This window comes from Alteromonas sp. MmMcT2-5 (assembly GCF_022348315.1).
Taxonomy (GTDB): Bacteria; Pseudomonadota; Gammaproteobacteria; order Enterobacterales; family Alteromonadaceae; genus Alteromonas; species Alteromonas macleodii.
Genome location: NZ_JAKRFB010000068.1, coordinates 1 through 16,043 on the forward strand (window position 1 = coordinate 1; position 16,043 = coordinate 16,043).

The 16,043-nt window shown below is 43.1% G+C and carries 18 protein-coding genes and 4 pseudogenes; 14 read left to right on the forward strand and 8 right to left on the reverse strand.

The features are described 5' to 3' along the window. The first annotated feature begins 152 nt into the window (after positions 1-152). The 3 genes and pseudogenes from MHN09_RS18925 to MHN09_RS18935 form a co-directional block, all read left to right on the forward strand. On the forward strand, positions 153-533 hold the full coding sequence (locus MHN09_RS18925; protein WP_004748782.1) for a DUF4262 domain-containing protein: 381 nt from the start codon (positions 153-155) through the stop codon (positions 531-533). Between the two features lie 30 nt (positions 534-563). Then, positions 564-740, forward strand: a complete 177-nt coding sequence (locus tag MHN09_RS18930; protein ID WP_170826540.1) for a hypothetical protein — start codon at positions 564-566, stop codon at positions 738-740. Positions 741-868: 128 nt separating this feature from the next. Continuing rightward, positions 869-1,240, forward strand: a pseudogene (locus MHN09_RS18935) (DUF4158 domain-containing protein); the annotation flags it as partial. 472 nt (positions 1,241-1,712) lie between these two features. Here MHN09_RS18935 and MHN09_RS18940 read toward each other — a convergent pair. From MHN09_RS18940 to MHN09_RS18960, 5 genes and pseudogenes are all read right to left on the reverse strand, one after another. Beyond that, the gene (locus tag MHN09_RS18940) at positions 1,713-1,958 is read right to left on the reverse strand and encodes a Rho-binding antiterminator (protein WP_069945752.1); all 246 of its coding nucleotides are present in this window, start codon (positions 1,956-1,958) and stop codon (positions 1,713-1,715) included. A 393-nt stretch (positions 1,959-2,351) separates the two neighbouring features. Then, positions 2,352-2,732, reverse strand: coding sequence for a succinate dehydrogenase, cytochrome b556 subunit (gene sdhC / locus MHN09_RS18945; protein ID WP_069945753.1), 381 nt, complete (start codon positions 2,730-2,732; stop codon positions 2,352-2,354). A 166-nt stretch (positions 2,733-2,898) separates the two neighbouring features. After that, a pseudogene (locus MHN09_RS18950) lies at positions 2,899-4,011 on the reverse strand (ISAs1 family transposase). A gap of 499 nt (positions 4,012-4,510) precedes the next feature. Further along, entirely contained in the window at positions 4,511-5,251 is a 741-nt protein-coding gene (locus MHN09_RS18955; RefSeq protein WP_069945754.1) for a hypothetical protein, read from the reverse strand. 2 nt (positions 5,252-5,253) lie between these two features. Then, positions 5,254-6,189 carry an AraC family transcriptional regulator gene (locus MHN09_RS18960; protein WP_069945755.1) on the reverse strand — a complete coding sequence of 312 codons (936 nt, stop codon included), beginning with the start codon at positions 6,187-6,189 and terminating at the stop codon, positions 5,254-5,256. Positions 6,190-6,311: 122 nt separating this feature from the next. On the opposite strand from MHN09_RS18960, the gene msrA reads away from it, so the two are divergent. Genes msrA through MHN09_RS18995 form a run of 7 tightly spaced genes read left to right on the forward strand, consistent with a single transcriptional unit; the run spans position 6,312 to position 10,105 of the window. After that, complete coding sequence (msrA, locus tag MHN09_RS18965; RefSeq protein WP_000762837.1) at positions 6,312-6,800, forward strand: peptide-methionine (S)-S-oxide reductase MsrA; 489 nt, start codon at positions 6,312-6,314, stop codon at positions 6,798-6,800. A gap of 27 nt (positions 6,801-6,827) precedes the next feature. Next, on the forward strand, positions 6,828-7,064 hold the full coding sequence (locus tag MHN09_RS18970; RefSeq protein ID WP_009499586.1) for a glutaredoxin: 237 nt from the start codon (positions 6,828-6,830) through the stop codon (positions 7,062-7,064). Between the two features lie 31 nt (positions 7,065-7,095). Next, positions 7,096-7,536 (forward strand): peptide-methionine (R)-S-oxide reductase MsrB, encoded by a 441-nt coding sequence (gene msrB / locus MHN09_RS18975; RefSeq protein ID WP_000483554.1) that lies wholly within the window; start codon positions 7,096-7,098, stop codon positions 7,534-7,536. A gap of 21 nt (positions 7,537-7,557) precedes the next feature. Beyond that, positions 7,558-7,803 (forward strand): glutaredoxin family protein, encoded by a 246-nt coding sequence (locus MHN09_RS18980; protein ID WP_025467194.1) that lies wholly within the window; start codon positions 7,558-7,560, stop codon positions 7,801-7,803. A gap of 50 nt (positions 7,804-7,853) precedes the next feature. Next, complete coding sequence (locus tag MHN09_RS18985; RefSeq protein WP_002122973.1) at positions 7,854-8,162, forward strand: antibiotic biosynthesis monooxygenase; 309 nt, start codon at positions 7,854-7,856, stop codon at positions 8,160-8,162. Next, a complete protein-coding gene (locus MHN09_RS18990) occupies positions 8,159-9,433 on the forward strand; it encodes an acetyl-CoA C-acetyltransferase (protein WP_069453486.1) in 1,275 nt (424 codons plus the stop codon). The genes MHN09_RS18985 and MHN09_RS18990 overlap by 4 nt, the downstream gene beginning before the upstream one ends. 9 nt (positions 9,434-9,442) lie before the next feature. Further along, positions 9,443-10,105, forward strand: coding sequence for a peptide-methionine (S)-S-oxide reductase (locus tag MHN09_RS18995; RefSeq protein WP_001281573.1), 663 nt, complete (start codon positions 9,443-9,445; stop codon positions 10,103-10,105). A 219-nt stretch (positions 10,106-10,324) separates the two neighbouring features. Here MHN09_RS18995 and MHN09_RS19000 read toward each other — a convergent pair whose 3' ends face one another. From MHN09_RS19000 to MHN09_RS19010, 3 genes and pseudogenes are all read right to left on the reverse strand, one after another. Continuing rightward, positions 10,325-11,302: a sensor domain-containing diguanylate cyclase gene (locus MHN09_RS19000; protein ID WP_002119794.1), complete on the reverse strand. Its 978-nt coding sequence runs from the start codon at positions 11,300-11,302 to the stop codon at positions 10,325-10,327. A 281-nt stretch (positions 11,303-11,583) separates the two neighbouring features. Further along, positions 11,584-11,832: pseudogene (locus MHN09_RS19005) on the reverse strand (transposase domain-containing protein); the annotation flags it as partial. Positions 11,833-11,919: 87 nt separating this feature from the next. Continuing rightward, positions 11,920-13,206: a GAF domain-containing protein gene (locus tag MHN09_RS19010; protein ID WP_239241713.1), complete on the reverse strand. Its 1,287-nt coding sequence runs from the start codon at positions 13,204-13,206 to the stop codon at positions 11,920-11,922. An 868-nt stretch (positions 13,207-14,074) separates the two neighbouring features. Here MHN09_RS19010 and MHN09_RS19015 point away from each other — a divergent pair. The 4 genes and pseudogenes from MHN09_RS19015 to MHN09_RS19030 all read left to right on the forward strand — a co-directional run. Next, positions 14,075-14,236 carry a peptide-methionine (S)-S-oxide reductase gene (locus MHN09_RS19015; protein WP_223290059.1) on the forward strand — a complete coding sequence of 54 codons (162 nt, stop codon included), beginning with the start codon at positions 14,075-14,077 and terminating at the stop codon, positions 14,234-14,236. A 58-nt stretch (positions 14,237-14,294) separates the two neighbouring features. Beyond that, positions 14,295-14,849: a carboxymuconolactone decarboxylase family protein gene (locus tag MHN09_RS19020; protein ID WP_000088799.1), complete on the forward strand. Its 555-nt coding sequence runs from the start codon at positions 14,295-14,297 to the stop codon at positions 14,847-14,849. 137 nt (positions 14,850-14,986) lie between these two features. Beyond that, complete coding sequence (locus tag MHN09_RS19025; protein WP_004911234.1) at positions 14,987-15,502, forward strand: DUF417 family protein; 516 nt, start codon at positions 14,987-14,989, stop codon at positions 15,500-15,502. 239 nt (positions 15,503-15,741) lie between these two features. Continuing rightward, positions 15,742-15,939 (forward strand): annotated as a pseudogene (locus tag MHN09_RS19030) (transposase); the annotation flags it as partial. Between the last annotated feature and the right edge of the window lie 104 nt (positions 15,940-16,043).

Genomic DNA, 16,043 nt, shown 5'->3' on the forward strand with positions numbered 1-16,043 from the left:
CAGGGCTGTTCCGTATTAAATGTACGATATTTACCTAATTTGCCACACTTATAAGTAGTAACCCACCTCCGCAGCCATTTATTGGTGTGGTCTACAGAGAATTATGTCTTTTTAGAGGGGAAAATCCCTAGAACCCCCATTTCGGAGGTAACATGGAATTGAAGATTTTTGAGAATGGCATTCAAAGCCATAACCAAGTGATACACCGCGCACTGTTGAAGAACGGCCTGTATGTTATGCATGAGAAAGGCTACAGCTACACGGTCGGAATGAAAAATATTGGTTCGCCAGATCTGATTCTGTTCGGGCAATCTTCGGAAATAGCTGATGAGATGTTCCAGGTGATTTTTCAAGCTGTTCAAATGGGGCTGTTGATTCTTGATCAGGTGAAAAGCATTGATCATATCTTTGAGCCTCAACCGCAGCTCAAACACTTTTCGGATATGGAAAAGCGTAGGCATTTCTTCGCTGCACGTACTTACTATGGCTCGTGGGATTTCAACGTGCTTAATGTTTCAATGGATTTCCACTAGGAGAGGTGCATGGCTATTGGTAAACAAAGAATGACCTCTTCCTATTCAGTTATCCTGGATACCTACACGTTCATTCTCATCAAAGATAATGATGACCCAGATGTTGCGTCTGTGACTAACGCCGCAGATTATACGGTTGAATCGTTGGCTCAGCTCTATGATCTATCCAATCGACGGATTGTATATCAGGACACTATGGGGTTCTAGGGATTTTCCCCTCTAAAGTAACATAAACCGCCATACTCATTATATTTAAAGGCTTACAAAGGTGGGTTACTTCTCCAAAGTATGGCAAATTATGAGGTTAACAACCCCTTAAACTTAACGTAATTCCTATGGCTATAAAAAACGAACTCTCAATTCTTACCAAAGCTGAGCAGCTTGATCTATATTCTCCGCCGCTATTATCACTTGAACAACAACGATTGTATTTTACGCCAAACGAGATCGAGTTAACAGAGTCGAAAAGCATTCGCCTAAGAAGCCACCGATGCTATTTCATTGCGTTATTAGGGTATTTTAAGTCTAAGCCTGTCATTCTTTCACCTAGCTTTAACCTCATCTTTGACGATATGCAGTTTATTTCAACGCAAGTTCAAGGAGGCAAAGGGATCAGGCCTTTCAGCATAAATAAGATGCAGCGTGACCGTATTTATCAAAGAATACTGAGGTTACTAAACTATCAGAAATGGGAAGAAAGTCTGCACTTATTGCACTTTGAAGAAGTTGGTGACGAGGAAAAAGCAGCAATAACTCGACAAGTATCACCCGTTGCATGGCAGAATATTAATCTGAGCGGCACTTATCAGTTCGCTAGTAACCGCAAACTACCTGATTTACAGGAAATAACTAGGCCTATTGTTGAAAATGAAGTCTAAAATGAAAGGTAACCCAGCTCCACAAGCCATTAACGGCGAGGTTTGTAGCGATTTATGTTACTTTAGAGGGGAAAATCCCTAGAACCCCAAGATGGTATTTTATGATGTTGAGTGAGCCTTGACGAAAGTATGAGCAAAATAACGACCGTGTTGAGGTACGAGACATCACCAACTGTTTTTGCTACGACTTAAATACTTTGTATGTGTTTTGTTCTAAATATTGAGAGGACTTATTTACTGCAATCCGCAATTTTTTTGCCACTTCAATCACTACTGATAACACTTGCTCACTAAAACATTATTATTTAAAAATAACCTCAGTAAAATGTGGATTATTAATTAATACTTCTAGTTTATATATTCCATCCAATTCAATCAGTATGTCCGTTTCGTTAGTATTCAGCTTGATGCACTCGTTACGACTGTGATTACGCAATACATCAATAGCAACACCTTTTATAGATTCGCCCACTTTCATCGTTAATTTAACCGGATAACGGAACAAACAAACTATTTCAATATAATCATATTCACTACAACTAATCATAAGACTCACCTCTGAAAATGGATTACTTACCGTGAGGCTGATTGACAGTTATTGCAATAACCTCAAAAACACAAAACTCCCCCATAACGGACTATTACTTGCAGGCTTTAATGGAAGCGCTAGAGATAAAAGGCTGCAAGTAACTTCCCCAGCGCAGCTAGTTTATGGGCTTGTTAGTTAATTAAGACCTAAAAGTGATCCCCCATTTGCAGTTAATTAAGAGCCGCTTCAAAATCTTCTAGAGCTTGCTAGGAGGCCAACTTTCAATGATTAAAAGGGGTGACTCTACAACGCAAATGTTATCCCAAATTGGATCAATCTAATCTTCAATTCAACAGTTACAACCTGAATGCCATTCCGATCCAAAAAATTACTATAAATTGCCTTTTTTGATTAGCTAAACAAGTATATTGCCAAAATAACACTACTAATTGCTGTAAGTAATATTACAACCGCGGACATTTTAGAAGCCGAGTCTAATTCTTTGCCAAATCCAAGATCGCGTAGCATATGATTTACGCCTGAAATAGCATGAAAGCTTAGCGCTGTTAAACCACCCCAAAATATGACCCTTACAAACCAGTTTTCAAAGTAGTTGGTTGCTAGTTGAAAACTGTCTTCTGACTGTAAACTGATAACAAACATGTACATGACAAGGGGAAGGAATAGTATTAAGAACACCCCAGTTACTCTGTGTGTAAATGATTCATATGCCGTGATAGGAGCTTTTATTTTTAGCAGGTTAAGAAATACAGGTCTTTGTTTTTTATTCATTTAGATTGCCTTGGGAATGGATGCGCACATGTAGGAGTTTTTAAAAACTAAAATATATCCTCGAGGATTGCAATCGTTATTCCTTGCAGATAGCTGATTTGAACAGATACATACTTGTTTTTCATATGACAACAGCGATCACGGCAAGAGCATAAATGTTTAATTATCACTCAATTGAGTTGCACCCCGCTAAAAATATAGCCTCAAGGTAGTCAGTATCCATTGCGGCCATACGTTGTTTACGCCTAACACTGGCTTTTCTGCTGGTATCGATCTTTATCATGTTAACCCCGATGTGCCGTAAACGGGCAATATTCTCTGCTCCGTCGCCACGGTATATCTGACAGTTATCCTCTCTCATCGCAGTATCCAAGACCCAATGTAGGTTATTTTCGATACCCCAATGTCCGCGTGCCGCTTTACCAAATTGCTCTGTCGTTAGCTTTGTAGAGCTGATGTAATAGCGGTATTCCAGTGACGCCTTTTTACCATCATTCTGGTAGTTTATCGCCATACCAATACAGGTTAAATTTGCCTAATCAGGGTATGCCTCGGCGAAATCTCCTGCGTCTTGCACATGATATTCCCGCGCTTCAACACGGCCATGCCCTTTCTCAATATGGAGCCCAGTGGCTGTATCCACAGAGGCGAATGCCGCCTTGATGCTTTCATACAACCGCTTCTGGTTGCCCTTGACCGCAATCAGGTAATCCGCCCCTTTATCGACGATTGTCTTGGTTATTTTGTGTTGGCAACCCATCGCATCAATGGTGATAAGGCAGCCTTTAATATCTAACAAATTGAGCAAATCAGGAATGGCGGTGATTTCATTTGACTTCGCGTCTGTCTTAATCTGCCCCATAACCACGCCATTTGCGGTAGCAAAAGCGCTGACCATGTGAATTGCAGATTGACGATCATGGCGAGCATAGGAGCTGCGCAAGCGTTTACCATCCACCGCGACCACTTCACCCTCGCTCAGTTTTACCACCTCTTGCATCCAACGTATAAAGCTGGACTGCAATGCGCTGGGCTCTATCCTTGAAATAATGCGAGCTATCGTATCGTGCACGGGTAACCCTTCTTTGAATAAACCTAAGCCCTGAAGCCAGCTTAGCCTTGCTTTACCAAAATCTTCAATATCCTCCCAGCCTTCACAACCCGTGATGATGGCGCAAATAGATAAGAACAATACGTCGTAAAGGGGGTAGCTTAATTTAGCCGTTTGGCGTGGGTCTTTTACATCAGCGAAGTACTGGGCAAATACATCGATTGTCATAGTTGGACTCCCAAAAGGGAGTTTAAGATCACAGCTAAATCAGATCGTCAAATCGGGCTAAATGATCATAGTCGCTTAAAATTCGTTCGCGATCTCGCCGTGCACCAGTGATTGAGCAATAATTGGTGGACTATTGTCGGCCTTGCTTAATTTTTGGTTATCATTACCTTCAAAGCGAAAGATAGAAGGTCTAACACACATGGTCTTTGTTAGACTAGGTGTTTGTCGACAAATTTTGCAATGACAAGATAAAAAAGTTGTTTCGGGTCATAAATATTTCTTAAGTCATGTCCGTTAATGCTAATTAACGTGCATACAATTAGTAAAACAGTTAGCTGATGGTGTTTCAACGGCTCTCTGCAAGTGGATGGCTATGCCGGTTATGCACAAATTGAAGCTACTTTAGCTGGCAGCTAGGCACATGCACGTCCTACTGTTTCTTTAAATGTTTTTTTGCAGGCTCCGATACTGAATGAATATGCAGTATTCTAGCAATTCATCAGAAGAAACTTTTCTTAATTTCCTGTAGCCGGTCATAAATCAGAGGTGGATAGTTTGCATGATATTCACCGCACTCTGGGCAAGTTTCTTGCTTTAGGTGCGCTTGATTGTCGAGATCTTGATAAGGAAAAACGCTGAAGAGAAGTTCGTGCTGCATAAGCGTTTTATAAAAACTCTTATGATAAGGTGCAATCTCGCTGTCTTTGATTTTGTCGAAATATAGGTCAACGCTGTTCAAAATGCTCATAATTTCTTTAACCCCGTCGAACCTTAAAATGTCGTCATCTTTGTGAATATCAACATCTAAGCTCTCTAGATCCTCAATGAAACATTTAATCGCTCGCCGGGAATGCAAAAGGATCATTTGCGACTTGCCATCAATCATCTTTTCCTGATCGTAGCTAAAATTTTTAATGTTTCTTTCGACGAACATATAAAGTTCGTGAAGCTGATTCAACTCGTGCCTCAGTTGCTCCTTCGTATATTCCTTTTCGATTTGCTGATGGAGGATGCCATTAGCGTCAATCTGAGCTTTTAACACCAGAAAGAGAAGCACTGAACCCAGAATTTGTAGAAATGGGCTTGAAATACCTCCAAGAGCATCTCCTATTTCGCCATACCCTTTCAAATATTGCAGCGGAAGAAGAGGTGCAAACAAAGGGATAAGCAGGCAAGCCGCACCACCAATGACTATGACCCAGAAAGCTATTTTGGTAACAGGAGAGTTATAGATATTCATTTTTACACCTTTTTAGAATTTTCTTTTCTGTACGCGCTAGGAGTTTTGCCAATTTTTTTCTTAAACAACTTTTGAAAGTGTTCATGTGCCGGATACCCAATGGCTTCACTCACTTCGGGAACAGACTTACCGGATTCTTTAAGCAGCTGCTTTGCTTTTTCAAGCCGACAATAGGTTAAATAATCAAGAGGTGTCATGCCTGACAGCTCCTTAAATTTGACGCTGTAGTTCGTACGCGACATCCCCGCAATCCCGGCGAGATCGTCAAGACCCCATTTTTTATCGAGACTATGATGAATAGCTTCCAAGGTTTTGCTGAGTTGCGGATTTTCGATCAGTTTGAAGAATCCAGCATTTTTATTGGATTTGTACATGTGGATTCTTAACGCTTGCACGAAGATAATTTCGGTCAGCTTTCTGACTAACGTGTTGCTTCCAGGAAGCCCTGATTTTGCTTCCTGCTCTATAATACTTAAAAGCATGGCAAGCCAAGGCGAGTGGGAGTTATCAGCACTCTTGATATGCACGACATATGGCAGCGAATTTAAGAATGGATGATCGGGTCCGCCATTAAAACAAAAATGTCCGCAAACGACGTTGGCTTTGAGCTTGCTCTGATCACCGTATTCCAAAACTTGAGCTTCGGTGAGGTTGGCTTTAGCTCTAAATTCGACCGCAGGCTCGGCCTTGATTTTTGGTGCACTGGCCATGGTGTGCTCCATCCCTTTGAAAAAGATCAAAATATCGCCCTGCTCCGCCAATGCTTTAAGTTTAAGTTTTGGCACCTCATACCAAAACTCGCCATGAGTCACGATGTGAAATCTCGCTAGATTCTCTTCCTGCGGGAGGCTGATGCCCCAGTCTCCCGCAAATGAGGTTCTATACCAGTAGCTGCTAGTAAGCTCTACCTTATCTAAAATTTCACTGAGAACATCCATATATAGCTCCTACGTAAACTGTCCAATAGGTCATGTTATACGAACTATTGAACATATTATATCTATTTTACATACTGTAAAGTCAGTCTAATCAGTAAGTGGATGAAAACTAAGGAGGCTTTATGAAACTAGATTATGTGATCGTTGCCGGAGGGTGTTTTTGGGGTCTCGAAGACCTCCTTAGGAGTCTGGACGGTGTGACGTCAACGAAGGTGGGCTACTCTGGCGGAGATTTTGATGATCCTACCTACGCCGATATTATAACAGGGAAAACGGGGCACGCCGAAGCGGTTCGCGTGGAATACGACCAAGACGAAATATCTCTCGAAGAGATTCTACATTACTTTTTCAAAATCCATGATCCGACTACGAAGAATCGCCAAGGAAATGATGTTGGCACTTCGTATCGCTCGGCAGCGTTCTATCGTGACGATGCACAGAAAGCGATTATCGAAAACGTGATTGATGAGGTCAATGAGATCGGTCGCTTCGAGAATCCCGTGGTCACGACGGTAGCCTTGGAAAAAGAGTTTTATGACGCTGAGGAGTATCACCAAAACTATTTGAAGAAGAATCCCCACGGGTACACGTGCCATTTTGAGAGAGATTAAACCATGAATCAAACGAAAGAGGAAAAAATGAAAGAACTTAAGAACGTTGTCATCTACACAAAAGACCATTGTCCGTTTAGTAAACGCGTGAAGGAGTACTTAACTTCTGAAAAAGTTGATTTTAAACAAATTCGCGTGGATGACGATCCCAAGACTTATGATGAGTTGAAGAAAAAAACCAACCTTCAAACTGTTCCGCAAGTTTTTGTGGATGGAAAATTCATTGGTAGCGCGACTGACTTCTTCGCGTGGATTGATAGCTAAAGAACAAACCCAAAAATAAAGGAGCAAATTTATGTTCAACTGGGAAAGCATTAACAACTATCTCGATAACGGCACTCCCGCTCCTCCTAGAAAAGTAGAAAAGAGCGAGGAAGAGTGGAAAAAAATTCTGACGCCCGCTCAATTTAATGTCATGCGGAAGAAAGGCACCGAGCGCCCTCACACTGGGGAACTCTGTTCATTTTATGAGGCAGGACGGTATGCCTGCGCGGGCTGCGACACCGAACTCTTTGACTCGAACGTTAAGTTTGATTCGGGAACAGGTTGGCCGAGTTTTTCTGAGCCCGTCGCCGACAACGTAATTCAATATGAACTGGACACGACTTACGGACGAAGAATCGAAGTGCTATGCAATGTGTGCGAAGCCCACTTAGGGCACGTTTTTCCAGACGGTCCTGAGCCCTCTGGGGCTCGATTCTGCATCAACTCGGAGTCGTTGAAGTTTGTAGAGTAATTTTAGAAAATGGAGGGGGTCGTGGGGATTAAGCTGTTCGGTCATAAGGACTGCCACAAAACCAAGATTTACCAGTCGTACTTGAAAGAAAAAGGAATCGAGTTTGATTTTTTAGATGTTCACGAAGACGACGCGGCAGCTGATGAACTGCGATCCCTTTATACTACTGGAAAGTTAAATTTCCCGACAATACTGGTTGGGACAAAGAAGCTGAGAAACCCCAAGTTCAAGGATCTCGACAAGTGGTTGGAAGCTTCGATGAAATAACGAGATCTTTTTTTTGAGGATTGTAATTAGCTTAGTAAGGAGTCAGATCAATGATTATAGCAGTTTTCCGCAGTCGTGTTGCCAAGGAGCACGGTGGGGAGTTTGAAAGAAGATACGCCGAGATGTCCGCGCTTGTCGAAGCCATTCCTGGTTACGGAAGCCATGAGCGGTTTTCTTCTCCTAACGGTGAAGATGTTCTAATTGTCGAGTTCCTTACCAGAGAAGCTTTCGATGCTTGGGATAAGCATCCCGAACACAAAAAAGCCAAGATGCTTGGCAAAGACTACATTTTTGAATCGTACGACGTGAAGGTCGGAGAAGTTTTTGAACGGCACACAAAGCCGGAGGTGAAATTATGAAAACGAGAACTACTTATGTCGTAGGTGGCGTCCGTATTCCATTTATGAAATCAATGACTGCCTATCGAGATGTCACCACGCCAGAGCTTATGACCGCTAGCCTGAAAAGTTTAGTCGAAAGATATAACTTAAAGGGCAAAGTCGTGGGTGACGTGGCTCTGGGTGCACTCATGCAAAGTTCGGCCAACTGGAACTTTGCGCGTGAAGTTGTTCAGGCTTCTGGCTTACATCCGAATACGCCAGCATATAACGTGCAGCGGGCTTGCGGTACCAGTTTAGAAACTACGATTCAGATCGCACACAAAATATCCAGCTACCAAATCGAGAGCGGTATTGCGGGCGGCGTGGATAGCAATAGCGACTTGCCAATTATGGTGACTCGTTCGTTCTCGCAGAAGCTCGTTGCATTGAATTCGGCCAGAACACTCGGCGAGAAACTAAGAATCTTTTTGAGCTTTAGGCCGAGCGATTTAAAACCCGTGCCACCCGCCGTCGTTGAACCGCGAACAGGGAAGTCAATGGGTGAACATTGTGAGTTGATGGTCAAAGAATGGAAAATTTCCCGGCAAGAGCAAGACGAGCTGGCTCTGGCAAGCCATCTGAACGCCGCGAAAGCGTACAAAGACGGCTTTTATGCCGATCTCGTTTTTCCATTTTTAGGAAAAAGTACGGATGGAATCATGCGTGGCGATACGACTTTAGAGAAGTTGGCAAAGCTAAAGCCAGCATTTGATCGATCCGAAAAAGGAACTCTGACGGCAGGCAACTCGAGTTCACTCACGGATGGCTCGTCCACCGTTCTTTTGGCTTCCGAAGAAGAGGCTAAAAAGAATAATTGGCCGCTGTTGGCCAAGATTGTGGATTCTCATACTTCTGCCGTGGATTACGTCGCTGGCGAAGGTTTGCTCATGGCTCCAACTGTGGCGGTCAGTGAATTATTGAAGCGAAACGGCTTAAAGCTTCAGGATTTTGATTTTTACGAAATTCACGAGGCGTTCGCTGGACAAGTGCTCTGCACGATGAAGGCGTGGGAGTCTGCTGAATACTGCAAAACACGTTTGGGACGATCAGAGCCTCTCGGAAAAATTGACCGCTCGAAGCTAAATGTCCGTGGAAGTAGCATTGCCCTTGGGCATCCGTTTGCGGCTACTGGCGCTAAGATCGTCGGAGTTTTAGCAAAGATACTGCACTCAGCTGGTCCTGGAAAACGTGGCCTTATCGTCGTTTGCACGGCGGGAGGAATGGGAGTGGCTACAATTCTTGAAAGTTAGGAGAAAAATATGTCGGATCTAAAAATGAATAAAGAAGACGGTGTTGAAAGCTATGAATTTGCAACCCCTGAAGCAATCGAAGAAGCATTGAAAATCGGGAAGCTTAGTCAAACGGTTTTCGGCATGGGTTGCTTTTGGGGACCGGATTCTAATTTTGGAGGGACGCAGGGAGTAGTGCAAACACGTGTTGGCTACGCTGGAGCATCAACTCTGGATCCGAGTTACCGCAACATCAACGGACACGCCGAAGTCGTCAGAGTGATCTACGATAAAGACCAAATCAGCTACAGGGAACTTCTTGGAAGTTTTGAATCATGGTCTGTTCATGGTAGAAAGCAGGGCCAGTATCGCCAGATACTTTTTGTTTTTGATCTGGAGCAAAAACAAGTAGCTGAAGAACTGATTCAAGCGATTGGAAAGGAGAAATCTCCCGAGGTGATTGAGGCCGGAGAACAAAATGGTTATTTTTGGCCCGCCGAAGATTACCATCAAAAGCATCGTCTTCGCAGAAACAAACAGCTTGTAAGTCTTGCAGAAGTAGATTTCGGTCCTCGCTGGGATGAACATCTGTATTTTACTAAATTAAATAGTACCGATAGAAAAGGCTTCAGTCTCTCAAGCTGGCTAAAAAAGTTGTCTCCGGAAATGCAGAAAGCTTACCGAATCGGTTAATCTGAAATTGCAGCTGGCTAAAGAACTCTATTTTCTATATGTAAAGAATGTGACGATCTCCTTCACATGGAGTCCAAGAGAGCATAAAAAATCTGTGTAAGTCGCATTACCCATGTATTTGAAAGGAATAAATAATGCCAATATCAGACCAGCTTATCGACCGAAGCAAGACCTCAGTTTTTATGAGGTCTTGAGATCAGCGCAGCATGAACAGATCTCTTACAGTGTGGCGAACACACTGGTTTGATTGCGGCCTTGGGTTTTAGCTTTGTATAACATCTGATCGGCGACTTCGAGCAACTGCTTTTTGTCGTCAAATAAATCAGCGCTGGCCAAACCTATGCTGACCGTTAATTGTCGTAATAACCACTCATGGTTAGCCACTACCAGCCTTAACTTTTCCAGTGTTTTATTTGCGGACGCTGTGTCTGTGCCTGGCAGGATCAGCACAAACTCTTCACCACCATAACGGGCGAAAAAGTCATAGTTCCTGCTATGGCGCTGAAACAGAGCCGCGACTTGACTCAGTGCCTCATCTCCTGCGGCATGACCATAGCTGTCGTTAAAACTCTTAAAGTGATCAATATCAATCAATGCCAGTACAAAAGATTGTCCTGTTCTTTGCCAGCGAGCAAATTCAGCTTCAAACTTGAGGTCAAAAGCTCTTCTGTTGTTCACCCCTGTCAGCGCATCCGTCATGCTGGTATTATGTAATTGTTCGCCGACTTTTTTCAGCTCCAGTATGGCGATCACTTGTCTGGACAGAGCCTGCAAAGAGCTTATCTGCCGCTGGTTCAGCTGCTTAGGAACATGATCATAGACACAAATAGTACCAATCACTGCACCTTCGGGATCAATCAGCGGCGAGCCAGCATAAAATCGGTAGCCAGGTCCTGAAATCACCATAGCATTGGTACTGAATCTGTGATCTAAAGTAGCGTCAGGGACCACCATTACCGCATCAGGTGTTTCCATTGCATACACGCAAAAGGACTCTTTAATTAATACAGAGGTACGCGAAATACCAACTTTTGCAATTAGATTCAGCTTTGTGTCATCGGTTCGCGTCACCATAGCCACTGGTGCATCACAGATATAACACGCCAGTTCAGTGATATCCCGCAGGTTCTGATCTGCTTCAGCAGGTGCTTTTAGTGTGGTTTCTGCACTAGCTGTTTGAGCTAAACTAAAGGTCATGTACTTCTCCGTTTTTCTACTGCATTTTTCAAAGATCCTGCATAGAAAAATGAATTAAATCGTTGATTTAACTCTAGCATAGATCTGTCAGACTTGAAGTTATCTCTGTAGCAATGGTATTGTTTTGTACAATATTCGCCTGCTTGATTTGAGTTTTAGCTGTATTTATAAACTTTTGGCTTTTCCGGTCGCAGGCTCTATAATTTGCTCGTTTAAATCCAACTCTTCGTCTAACGTCATCTATTTAGTGTGCATGCGGCCTCCGGAGCATTTTCCGTGGCTTATTTTACCGAAGCATCGGGATTGCTAAATAGAGCTGAACGCTGTAATGCGCTTTCGAACTGAGCTTTCCGTAACTTCGGCATTAGTTCATGTACCTTGCTTACTGGATGTTGGTTGACGCGCAGCAGCACGTCCGTCAGATAATCGTAAACGTTAATAGCAGTGTTGACCTTGCTTTGAATGACGCCAACATGCTTAGCACCAAGCTCCGTTCAGCAGAATCACAGCCAGTTTTTCAGTTATCCCAAGTGTCACTCTCAGATTAAAGGCCGCCATACCGGATGTAGTGCCAACAAGAAAACTAAAACACAACTTCGCTGATCATCGCTGAGTGTTTATAAATCGTCTCCCATCACCGGTATCGATAAGCAGATAAGCCTGGTTATGCCATTAGCAGTTCTTGAAGCATTCCTGCTTTCAATGTCGTCAACGTGATCACGATTTGAGTTGAGATAACCACTCTGTTGCTGAAGACTCTCAGTTAATTGCCACTCACCAGATTCAAGAACAGCACCCGCTAACTCGGCACATACTGTTGCAAAACCATAAAGCGCTTGATTATCGCGGGTAAAACGCAGCGGCATCGTCTGGCCTTTTACAAGAAGGGACCATTCCAAAACTCTGTACTTACCTTTTAATCGGTTACTGACAAAAATAGTTATACTTGTACCGCTGGCGCCAACAACTAAAAAGCTCGTGATAGCTAGTCCTATCAGAGACCATAACTCTGGTTTCCCACTTAGTAACAGTGGATTAGGCAAATGACTCCTCAAAACGAGATCAGCACCAAGGGTCAGCGCTGTTTTATACACTGCTTGTTCTAATAATGGAGTTGCATTGACCAGTGACGCAACAGCATCACAACTATAAGGTTCTAGAACTGCCGTAGCTCTCAACCATTCTGTTTCATGGGCAATCGCCAACAAATTTGACCAAATTCGAACCAGTGCCGCTATATGAATGGAGTTTTCATCAGTCAGGACGGTTTGATTAAGCTGCTTATCCAGTTCCTGATGCCAGTATTGGTATTGGCTTGTCAAAAGTACAAACAACTCAGATTGAAGCAACTTATTATTAGTTACCGGTCTTATCCTATTTGACATCTCATTGAATAGTTGTATAAATTTTTTGTCTGCTTGTTGCTCACGCTTTAGCAGATCTTGCTGTTGTTGAAGCATCTGTAAATCGTATTCAATGGCCTGCTTAAAAAGTGTGAGTAAGGAACAGTGTTGTGATGCCCGATCTGGGCTTGAAAAGTCCAACATACACAAAGTACCGAAAGTTTTTCCGCTAGGCCAAAGCAATGGCAGGCCATAGTAATAACTAAAGCCTGCTGCAAATGTTGGGTTATTGTTTTCATATCGGGTACCGATTGCATTTTCAACTAGTAATGGCTGGTTACTGGAAATGACTTGGGAACAATAAGTGTTAAGTGCCAATGGAACAGGTTCACCGCAATAAAAAGTTGGTACTGACACACTGCCAACAGCCTGACAAATTTCGTTTTTATCTAATCGATTAATCAGCACACAAGGCACTTCCGCGACTTGAGCCATCGAGTTTACAATGCCTTGCCAGCGCTCTAGGAGCAGAGCGGTTTCTATGCTCAAATCTACTGCCATTTGTTCCCTCAGTATTTAAATAGTCCCCTTTTGCATCATTCGATCTTGTTTATCTCAGAGTATCAAACAGGAAACAAAGTGATTGATGTCAATCAGGGAATTAGCAGCATTGATGCATTAAGCGGCGCACATACACTCTAAGTAAAGTGCTTAAGTCTGATTATGGCAAGAAATTGTTACTTTGTCAGGGATAGTCAACACTTTATTAGCGAGAGACTTGCTTGGCTGACATTTAAGACAAATCGCGAGATTCCAAATCTGCCACCAACAGTCGGAACTGAGTAACTCACTTGAGCTTTAAAAAGTAAAGCATTGAAATATTTATGGTATTTATACATCCTACCTAGCTCACAGCAGAGTTTAGCATCGTGCATTAATATGACCTTACACTAAAAATACGTACTAGTTGACGTCTATCAAACTCGTTTACGAGATAGTGTAGTGGTCGACAAATTTTGGCCACATCGTTATTGCCTAATAACCGATGCTCTCTTTAAATGCGAAATGAGTAGTGCACGCATTTTTAGCCTTTTGGCAAAACGTTGATGTCTCGAAATTTTCAAGCGCTGTGCCTTGTTTATTTTCAGAAACGTCTGCTTTCAGTGAGTTCCTGATGCTCGGGCGCTCTAAATTATGGGTATAGACAATCTGATTTGCCCTATATTTGCAGTTTTTCGTGAACCCTTAATTTCACAACTCTTTTAATCTGATATCCAAAGTCTGCATCCATACATAGCCCCTACGTAAACTGTCTAATAAGTCACATTATACGAACTATTGAGCATGTTATATCTATTTTACATGCTGTAAATTCAGTTCCATTAGTAAATAGATAAAAACCAAGGAGGCTTTATGAAAAATAAATAATGTGATCGTTGCCGGAGGGTGTTTTTGGAGTCTCGAAGACCTCCTTAGAAATCAGGACGGCGTGACGTCAACGAAGGTGTGTAGTGGCACTGAAATGGCGACTGCGCAAGACGTGAAGATGAGCTGTCTGATAGCAACGGATTATCAAGCAGAACCTTCTTAAATACAATTTATTCCACGCCAATACAGCGTGCTGTCTTTCAAATCACTAGGAGAAATTTATGTCACGTTTGAACACCCCTACCACAATCGACGCCGCGCCTACTGCTACCCATACCTCACTCAAGGCTGTGGAAAAACAACTGGGCCGCGTTCCTAACATGTTCCGCGTCGTTGCCAACAGCCCTGCTGCGCTGACTGGCTACCTGCAATTGAGCGCAGCATCAGCACAGGGCGGCTTGGGTACAGCGACTCTTGAGCGTATTGCCCTAGCCGTCGCTGAGATCAACGGCTGCGATTATTGCCTTGCTGCCCATTCCTTCCTAGGCCGTAAGGTGGCCAAGCTTGATGATGCTGAACTCACTGCCAACCGCAGCGGTGCATCAAATGACCCTAAGGCCGACGCAGCCGTGCGTTTTGCTGCCGCCGTAGTCCGCCAGCGCGGGCAAGTCAGCAATGACCAGGTCCAAGCGGTGCTGAACGCTGGCTACAGTGATGCACATGTAGTGGATATTCTGTTGGCTGTTGCCCTGAACACTTTCACTAACTACGTTAACGAAGTGACACAGACCGAGGTCGACTTCCCGGCCGTTCAACCACTAGGCATTGATGTCTAATCCATTGGTGCTCAACTACAGCAATTACCTAAGTTAGGTTCGACTCGAGTAAACATATAGTTTTTCTCAAGAGTCATATCATTTTAGTGGGCTACATAGAGTGAGTCCACATGGCTAAAAATAATTGGAGATATAAGATGACTATTCCCGAAATTGAAAATGGTGTCCAGACTACCAATACCCTTAGTAATAATCTCGGTGCAAAAATCACTAAGTTTGGTATAGGTGGCATCTACGTTGCCATGACGATAATATATTTGTGGTTTGGTGGCATGAAATTCACTAGCTACGAAGCAAACGGTATACATGGTTTTGTTAGTAATAGCCCTCTGCTTTCGTGGATGTATAGCTTCCTCAGCATTCAAGGATTCTCAAATTTTCTGGGTGTGCTTGAAATTTCAGTTGGCCTGTTAATCGCTGCACGAGTTTTCTCCCCTAAGCTCGCAATCTTGGGCGGTGTACTTTCAACCGGACTCTTTTTTACGACATTGTCGTTCATGCTGACTACACCCGGTGTTTTTGAGGCATCTCTTGGGTTTCCTGCGATCTCTGTGGTTCCTGGCCAGTTTTTGCTAAAAGATTTAGGCTTGTTTGTCGTGTCTATATTTATCGTAGGTACATCACTTACAGCACTGGAGCACAAAAACAAATAAGCCTCACCCGAAACAACTATAAGTTAGATGGCTCCTAAACACATTAGAGAGCCTTTATTTTTATCTTTTAAGTGCTTCAAGTACGTGCCTTACTAGAGGCTGTTGATCTTTGAGTGAAAAATGAACGGCATAGCAACAAGGTATAATGGTTTCGCCAAAAATCAAAAATACCACCGAGAACGGACGTTGCTATGCCAAGGACAATGCTAACAGATAACGCCTAGGAAGCCCTAAAGCAAATACTTAAAGAGACAGGGCGTGTTTACAATAAATATGAACACCGAAATACACTGGAAGGCATACTTTATCGTATGCGCACAGGCATTCAGTGGCGAGATTTGCCTGAAAGATTCGGTCGTTGGAACTCTGTATTTAAGCGCTTTAACCTTTGGTCAAAGAAAGGTGTGTTACAAAAATGGTTTCAAAGCATATCGTCCGATAATGGGGTACTAGGGATTTTCCCCTCTAAAGTAACATAGAACGCTACAGGCTTTGTATTATATAGCCTCCAGCTGTGGGTTACTTTCGTTTCCAAGCTTAA

Coding starts and splice junctions, on each gene's coding strand:
- MHN09_RS18925 (WP_004748782.1), top strand. CDS start 153: ATGGAATTGAAGATTTTTGAGAATGGCATTCAAAGCCATAACCAAGTG.
- MHN09_RS18930 (WP_170826540.1), top strand. CDS start 564: ATGACCTCTTCCTATTCAGTTATCCTGGATACCTACACGTTCATTCTC.
- MHN09_RS18940 (WP_069945752.1), bottom strand. CDS start 1,958: ATGATTAGTTGTAGTGAATATGATTATATTGAAATAGTTTGTTTGTTC.
- sdhC (WP_069945753.1), bottom strand. CDS start 2,732: ATGAATAAAAAACAAAGACCTGTATTTCTTAACCTGCTAAAAATAAAA.
- MHN09_RS18955 (WP_069945754.1), bottom strand. CDS start 5,251: ATGAATATCTATAACTCTCCTGTTACCAAAATAGCTTTCTGGGTCATA.
- MHN09_RS18960 (WP_069945755.1), bottom strand. CDS start 6,189: ATGGATGTTCTCAGTGAAATTTTAGATAAGGTAGAGCTTACTAGCAGC.
- msrA (WP_000762837.1), top strand. CDS start 6,312: ATGAAACTAGATTATGTGATCGTTGCCGGAGGGTGTTTTTGGGGTCTC.
- MHN09_RS18970 (WP_009499586.1), top strand. CDS start 6,828: ATGAAAGAACTTAAGAACGTTGTCATCTACACAAAAGACCATTGTCCG.
- msrB (WP_000483554.1), top strand. CDS start 7,096: ATGTTCAACTGGGAAAGCATTAACAACTATCTCGATAACGGCACTCCC.
- MHN09_RS18985 (WP_002122973.1), top strand. CDS start 7,854: ATGATTATAGCAGTTTTCCGCAGTCGTGTTGCCAAGGAGCACGGTGGG.
- MHN09_RS18990 (WP_069453486.1), top strand. CDS start 8,159: ATGAAAACGAGAACTACTTATGTCGTAGGTGGCGTCCGTATTCCATTT.
- MHN09_RS18995 (WP_001281573.1), top strand. CDS start 9,443: ATGTCGGATCTAAAAATGAATAAAGAAGACGGTGTTGAAAGCTATGAA.
- MHN09_RS19000 (WP_002119794.1), bottom strand. CDS start 11,302: ATGACCTTTAGTTTAGCTCAAACAGCTAGTGCAGAAACCACACTAAAA.
- MHN09_RS19010 (WP_239241713.1), bottom strand. CDS start 13,206: ATGGCAGTAGATTTGAGCATAGAAACCGCTCTGCTCCTAGAGCGCTGG.
- MHN09_RS19020 (WP_000088799.1), top strand. CDS start 14,295: ATGTCACGTTTGAACACCCCTACCACAATCGACGCCGCGCCTACTGCT.
- MHN09_RS19025 (WP_004911234.1), top strand. CDS start 14,987: ATGACTATTCCCGAAATTGAAAATGGTGTCCAGACTACCAATACCCTT.